The 6,726-nt window shown below is 62.6% G+C and carries 4 protein-coding genes; all 4 read right to left on the bottom strand.

Going from position 1 to position 6,726, the window contains the following annotated elements:
* Positions 1 to 153: 153 nt before the first annotated feature.
* The 4 genes from NKJ58_RS29560 to NKJ58_RS29545 all read right to left on the bottom strand — a co-directional run bounded on the left by NKJ58_RS29560 (position 154) and on the right by NKJ58_RS29545 (position 6,684).
* The gene (locus tag NKJ58_RS29560) at positions 154 to 1,611 is read right to left on the bottom strand and encodes an NCS1 family nucleobase:cation symporter-1 (RefSeq protein WP_023688556.1); all 1,458 of its coding nucleotides are present in this window, start codon (positions 1,609 to 1,611) and stop codon (positions 154 to 156) included.
* A gap of 200 nt (positions 1,612 to 1,811) precedes the next feature.
* Positions 1,812 to 2,600 (bottom strand): trehalose-phosphatase, encoded by a 789-nt coding sequence (gene otsB, locus NKJ58_RS29555; RefSeq protein WP_031244659.1) that lies wholly within the window; start codon positions 2,598 to 2,600, stop codon positions 1,812 to 1,814.
* A complete protein-coding gene (locus NKJ58_RS29550) occupies positions 2,597 to 4,378 on the bottom strand; it encodes an alpha,alpha-trehalose-phosphate synthase (UDP-forming) (RefSeq protein ID WP_352854563.1) in 1,782 nt (593 codons plus the stop codon). Before NKJ58_RS29550 ends, otsB begins: the two co-directional genes overlap by 4 nt.
* Before the next feature lie 143 nt (positions 4,379 to 4,521).
* A complete protein-coding gene (locus NKJ58_RS29545; protein WP_352854561.1) occupies positions 4,522 to 6,684 on the bottom strand; it encodes an amylo-alpha-1,6-glucosidase in 2,163 nt (720 codons plus the stop codon).
* Positions 6,685 to 6,726: the final 42 nt, after the last annotated feature.

Below are 6,726 nucleotides of genomic sequence, written 5' to 3'. Positions count from 1 at the left end.
AGGGAGTAGGGAGTAGGGAGTAGGGAGTAGGGAGTAGGGAGTAGGGAGTAGGGAGTAGGGAGTAGGGAGTAGGGAGTAGGGAGTAGGGAGTAGGGAGTAGGGGTATTATTCCCTACTGACTACTGACTACTGACTACTCCCTATCCCTCAATTTCACGCCTTCGCCGTCCTGGCCCCTGCGCCAAGGGCGGCGGTGCGAAGGACGTAGTAGATGACCCCTGCAATGCCGACGCCGAAGAACCAGCCATAAACGCCCCACCATGCCGGCAGCAGGTTGGTGAAGTTCGGCAGGACCGAGGAGAAGATGGCGCCGATGCCGGCTGCTATGAAGGCGTTGACGTGCCAGCCGCCCTGGAAGCGGAACTCGCCATCTTCGCGGTACAGTGCCTCGACGTCGACCTCGCCCTTCCGGATCAGATAGTAGTCGACCATCATCACCCCGAAGATCGGCCCCATCGTCGCGCCGATGACGTTGACGAAAGATGCGGCACTGCCTTCCCACGGCGCGAAGGGATAGAGCACCAGCGCGATCACAGCTGCGATATAGCCGCCCTTCTTGAAGTCGATCTGCCGGGGAAAGACATTGGAGAAGTCGAAGGCCGGCGAGACGAAGTTTGCCACCACATTGATGCCGAGCGTCGCCACGGCAAAAGTCAGGGCTGCAAGCGCTGCCAGGAACCAGCTGTCGAATTTCGCCGAGATCTGGTCGGGATGCAGAAGCACTTCGCCATACACGTCGAAGGCAGCGATGGTGGTCACGCCGGCGACCAGCGAGAACAGGATGAGATTGATCGGCAGGCCCCAGATGTTGCCCTTGCGCAGCGATGCCTTGTCTGGGGCATAGCGGGCGAAATCGCAGAAATTGAGATAGAGCGCCGAGAAATAGGTGACCCAGATCGCCGCCACCGCAAACAGCGACGTCCAGGAGCCAGGGGTTCCGGGTACGCCGGCATCCTTTGTCTTGTCGAGCAGCACATCCATCGGGATGTCGCTGGTGAAGGCAAATCTCCCGGATTTTACACAGAGATAGATCGCCAGGATCAACATCATCACCCACACCGCCGGGCCGGCCCAATCCTGGAAGCGGCGCACCGTTTCCATGCCGTTCTGGATGATCAGCAATTGCAGTGCCCAGATGACCACAAAACAGATCACTTCCAGACCCGTATGGCCGAGGAAATGCGTGTTGGCGTTGAAATCGGCGAACCATTGCGAGCGGATCAGCAACGCCACGATCGCGCCCGATGCCGCTGCCGTCTGCGCGCCGTACCAGAAGCAGGCGACGATGGCGCGCACCAGGGCCGGAATGTTGGCGCCCCAGATGCCGAAGGACGCGCGCGCCAGCACGGGGTAGGGCACGCCGGTCTTCACGCCGGCATAGCCGACCATGTTCATCAGCGCGTAGATGATCAGCGAACCGATGCCGATGGCGATGATGAAATTGACGAAGCCGCCGCAAAACAGGAACAGGCTTGCGGCGAGATAATAGCCCCAGAGGCTGTGGACGTCCGACGTCCAGACGTTGAAGATCGAGAACGGCCCCCAGTTTCGGACTTTGGCCGGAGCCAAATCCTCATTGTATAGATCGGGTGATGCGCCTTGTATGGTCATTGCGATGTCCTCCCCTTGATGCCGCACGCGCCCTCACGCGTCGACTGCGCAGGTTATGCCTGACGCAGGGGAACCGGCAAGCAATCCATTTGCCGGCTTTGGCCTTAAAGATATTCAATGAGAACAGCGCTTATCGATCGGCTTTTGGCGAAGGTCGGCGCAATCGCGGCGATCTTGATTCGACCCGTAGACGGCAGCGATCAGGACGCTTTGCGGTTGAGGGCCGGTGATGCGTCGAAATTGGCGGCAAGCCAAGCTATCGCGCAGGTGACATCATCGAGCCTGTATTGGGCCACGGTCGGCCCACGCGGCTTGACCCGGATCGAGATGCCGCCGGCCTCGTTGATCGCCTCGAAACCGTTTTCGTCGGCGGTGTCGTCGCCGAGAAAGACCGGCCGCCGTCCGGCAAAGGGCGGGATTGCCATGAAACGCCGCACGGCAGCGCCCTTGGCCGCTTCGAGCGGCATGAGTTCGACGCCGGCATTGCCCGGGATAACCCGATAGCCCTTGGGAAGCTCGGTCAAAGCCTGTTCGACAAGATGCGTTGCCCTGGCCAGCAGATGCGGCGCCGCACGCGTATGGATGGCGAGGATCGGACCCTTGCGCTCGATATGAACAAGGCCGTCATCCAGTTCGGCCTCGATGGCGTCGGCAAGGGCAGCGATATCGGCGGGAGCATCCGCGGTAACGACCGGGCCGTCCGGCGTCAGCCGGTGTTCCAGCCCATAGAGACCGGCAACACGCAGCTTCAACGGATGAAACAGGCGGTCGGCGCCTTCGACCGAGCGGCCGGTGATAAAGGCGACAGCGCCGTCCAGCCGTTTGTCGACGACGCCGAGGAGGTTGCGCAGTTCGTCGCTTACGGACACGGCGTCGGGGTGCGCCGCGTGCTCCAGCAACGTGCCGTCGATATCGAGGAAAAGCGCCCATTGTCCTTCCGGCAGGTCGGGTGCGGTTGGCAGGCCCGGTGCTTTTGACAGGCTATTCATGACGCCACCTTCCGCATGCGGTCGAACAGCGAGACGATGTTGGTGTCGGTGTTTGCGGGCCGCTCGGCGACACTTGTCGCTCTTTCGAGGTCGCCGCGTTTGCGCAGGCGCGCCGCATCGAGCAGCATGCTGCCGGCCCAGCGAAAGACATTGTTGTCGCGCACTATTTCGCGCATCGGGCGCATGCGCTCGCGTTGTTCGTCCGGTGACATGGTTAGCGCCTGCAGCAGCACCTGGCTCATCATCGCCGCGTCGTAAGGATTGACGATCAGTGCTTCCAGCAGTTCGCGCGACGCGCCGGCGAACGTGCTGAGCAACAGCACGCCCTGTTCGTCGTCACGCGCGGCGACGAATTCCTTGGCTACGAGGTTCATGCCGTCATGCAGGCTGGTGACCATGCAGATGTCGGCGGCGCGATAGATCTCATAGACCTGTTGCTGCGAATGGTGCTCAGCCACCATGACCACGGGCTTGTAGCCGTCATGACCGTAGCGCTGGTTGAGCTCGTTGGCATAACGCAGGCATTCATCGTGCAATTGCTGGTACGCCGGCAGCGTGCCGCGGCTTGGGGCAGCAATCTGCAGGAACACTACCTTGCCGATCCACTCGGGGTGGCGCGTAAACAATTCGTCCAGCGCATGGAAGCGGTCGAGGATGCCCTTGGTGTAGTCCAGGCGCTCGACGCCGACGCACAGCTTGACGTCCGCCGACAGGCCGAACCGCTCACGCAGGCGGGCGCGGCTTTCCTCGACCGGTGGCAGTTTGGCCAGGAGTTCGGCCGGCCATTCGATGGAGATGGGATAGGCGTGCACCAGTGTCGTCCGCCCGCCATACGAGATCGCGGCGTCGGCGCGCTCGATCCGGCTTTCCAGGAACCTGTCTACGCTTTCAGTGAAATTATTGGCATGAAACTGGGTGTGAAAGCCGATGATCGAGCTCCCGAGCAGTCCATCAAGAACGCGTTCGCGCCATGGGCAGATGCTGAACACTTCGGAGTTCGGCCACGGGATGTGCCAGAAGGTGATGATGATCGCCTCCGGCAGGCGCTCGCGGATCATGCGCGGCAGGAGCGCGAAATGGTAATCCTGAACCAGCACGATCGGCCGCTCATTGCGCGCCTCGGCAACCACCATATCGGCGAATTTGCGGTTGACGGCCTCAAAGGCCTCCCAGTCCGAGGCACGGAAGACCGGCCGTGTGAAGGCGATATGGCAGAGCGGCCAAAGCCCTTCATTGGCAAAGCCGAGATAATAGCCCTGATATTCGTCGTCGCTCAGCCACACGCGGCGCAGCGTATAGGACGGATTGTCCGGCGGCACCTGAACCCGATCGTTGCTATCGACCGTCAGACGATCCGCAGTTCCGCCGCCATAGGCGATCCAGGTGCCGCTGCAAGCGCGGGTGATAGGCTCAAGCGCTGACACCAGGCCGCTGGCCGGCACCAGAAGCTCGACGCCGTCGTCCTTGATGTTGTGGATATAGGGTTCTCGGTTCGAGACGACGATGACCTGCGCGTCCGGCAGGTCGTCGGCAAGTATCTTGCGCAAGGTGTCGGGCGACCAGTTCACCAGCGCCGCGTCGGGAGATTGTCCATTCTTCTCGAACTCCCGCAAAACCTTGCGCGTCGCTTCCGATGCGACGTCCTCGCCGGCAGTCGGTGCAACCGTCAAGCTATGGCTACGACGTTGCCTGGAGATCGATAACAGAACGGCTAGAACCGAAAGGCCAAGGCTTGCAAGGATCAAGACCCAGAGCAGGGCCATGCCATAATCAGTCATTGAAATTCCAACTCAACTTCGGCCGTCAGGGCCATTTTCTTCATGGTTCGATTTGAGTGTTCGCAGCCGACGATCGCCCGTGAGAACCTGTGTTTTTTGCAACGCACAAACCTGGGATCGGTTCCCGTTGAAAGCCGTTCCGATCATGTCCGCACCATCAGCGGAACCAGCCCCTCATGGCGGTCGGCGAGAAAGGCGACGACGCGGTCGCCGACGCGCTGAAAGGTAAGATCGACCCTCTTTTCGCCGACACCCAGATGCCTGAGCGTCAGCGTATCGATGCCGATCGGCAAACGGGGTCGGGTCACATGGATTTCGCCGTTCCAGCCGTCGATTTCCAGACCGAGGCACGCCTGCATCAGCATGAAGGCCGAGCCTGCCGACCACGCTTGCGGCAGGCAGGCGACGGGGTAGGCGATCGGTGCTTCACCCGGCGAGCGGGTAAAGCCGCAGAACAGTTCCGGCAGCCGCATGTTGAAGTGCACGGCGGATTCGAACGTGCCGCTCATCAGCCGCACCACGCTGTCACGCTCGCCGAACCGCGCCAGGCCGGCGCCGCACATCGCCGTGTCGTGTGGCCAGATGGAACCGTTGTGGTACGACATCGGGTTGAACAGCACAGCATCGTCGGAAAGCGTTCGCACCCCCCAGCCGGAGTGGAAGGAAGCCGAAAGCAACTGGTCTGCGACCATCTTCGCCCGCGCCGGTTCGGGCAGGCCGACATAGAGCAGGTGTCCGGCATTCGACGTGCGCACCTTGCACGGCTCTCCGGCGCCGTCGATCGCCAGCGCATAAAAGCCGAGATCGTCCAGCCAGAAATCACGCTCGACGGCGATCCGCATCTCTTCGGCGCGATTTTCCCAGTGCTCGGCCTGCGCGAACTCGCCCCGGCGGCGGGCGAGAGCGGCAAGGCCCCTGAAGGCGGCGAAGACATAACCCTGCACTTCGACCAGCGCGATCGGCCCCTTGGGAATGCGGCCGTCGGCGTGGAAGACCGAGTCGAAGCTGTCCTTCCAGCCCTGGTTCGCAAGGCCGGATTCGGCAGCGCGCTGATAGGTGACGAAGCCGGTTGCGCGGCTCGCCTCTTCCGTCCACTTGGCGGCGGCGCAGAGAGACGGCCACAGGCTGGCGATGAAGTCCATGTCGCCGGTGCGCTCGGCATAGGCGCAGGCGAGGTGGATGTAGAGCGGCGTGGTATCGACGCCGCCATAGTAGCGGCCGAAGGGTAGCTCCTGCAGCGCCACCATCTCGCCCTTGCGTGTCTCGTGCATGATCTTGCCGGGCTGCGAGTCGCTGAAAGGCGATGTCTCGGTCGCCTGGTGCTGGGCGAGGAAGGCAAGCACGCCGCGCGCCAGGCCGGGGTTGAGCCACAGCATCTGCAGCGCCGAGATGACGCCGTCACGCCCGAAGGCCGTCGAAAACCAGGGGATGCCGGCATAGGGGTAAGGGCCGGTCGACAGCTCGGTGGTCAGCAAGGCGACATCGGCGCGGGCGCGTTCGACCCAATCGTTGAAGACGCGGCCCGAACTGTGCACCGTCGCGCCATGGCGGCGCTTGGCCCGCATGCCGAAACGAGCGCGCGCCGCGGCCGCCCGAAAACGGTCGCGATCGGGCATTTCGGTCAGTTCCGCGCCGACCTCGACGTAAAGCATCTTGCTGCTGCGCTTGGTCACTGCGATGAGGAAATCCGCGCGCTCGGCGCTCAACTGGTCCGGCGGCTGCGAGAACGAGATCGCCGACACCCGCGCCAGCCCGTCCAGTCCGTCATAGCGCAGCAGCACCGAGGCAGGCGCGATCTCCGCTGCATGCGCCATTCCGCGCTTCGGCCGGGTCGAACCGCGCACCTCGAACATGTCGCGGAAATCGGCGGCAAAATGCAGCGAGACGCGGATTGCCGAATGCTCCTGGCTGTAGTTGGAAAGGGTGATGCGCTCGAACAGCCGGTCCTGCCACAACAGCCTGACGCGCTCGATATGGATGGCGCCCTGGGGGATGTCGCGGCCACCGACGCTTTGCATCGGCAAATTGGTCAAATTGCTGGTGAACAGCACATTGTCCTGGCTGAGCGAGGCACCGAGCAGCGATGTCTGCCGGCCGCCGACGGTGAGCCTGAACTCCGACAGCACCCGCGTGTCGTCACGGAAGAAACCGTCGCCCGCACCCCTGATATCGCCGTAGACATCGGCCACGGCAAAACAGTCGCCTTGCTTGAGGGCAAACAGCCGGTGCGGCTCGCGCGGCGCGGTTTCGTCCAGGGAGGCAAGGGCAACGGCAGGGTCGAGCTTGCGCTCGTCAAGTTCGGTCATCAGTCACAAATCTCTGTTTCAGGCTCGGAACGTCCGCCGTCG

It is taken from the genome of Mesorhizobium sp. M0139 (assembly GCF_040322455.1).
GTDB lineage: Bacteria > Pseudomonadota > Alphaproteobacteria > Rhizobiales > Rhizobiaceae > Mesorhizobium.
Note: the sequence above shows the minus strand (reverse complement) of the source record. Positions and strands in the feature narration are given on the sequence as shown.